Source organism: Brevibacterium sp. 91QC2O2 (assembly GCF_024580695.1).
Lineage (GTDB): Bacteria > Actinomycetota > Actinomycetes > Actinomycetales > Brevibacteriaceae > Brevibacterium > Brevibacterium moorei.
In genome coordinates this window covers 1-238 of record NZ_JANIJY010000105.1, presented here as the reverse complement: position 1 = coordinate 238, position 238 = coordinate 1, and the positions used below count along the sequence as shown (strand labels likewise).

The following is a 238-nucleotide window of genomic DNA, read 5'->3' as shown; positions in this document are numbered from 1 at the left end:
ATGACTGTGCTGGCGTGCCTTTTGAAGAATGAGCCTGCGAGTTAGTGGCATGTGGCGAGGTTAACCCGTGTGGGGTAGTCGTAGCGAAAGCGAGTCTGAAGAGGGCGTTTGAGTCGCGTGTCCTAGACCCGAAGCGGAGTGATCTAGCCATGGGCAGGGTGAAGCGCGTGTAAGAGCGTGTGGAGGCCCGAACCCACTTCAGTTGAAAATGGAGGGGATGACCTGTGGTTAGGGGTGA

General features: G+C 56.7%; 1 rRNA gene. It reads left to right on the top strand.

What is annotated here, in order from left to right:
* Positions 1-238 (top strand): 23S ribosomal RNA (locus NQ036_RS15905); the annotation flags it as partial.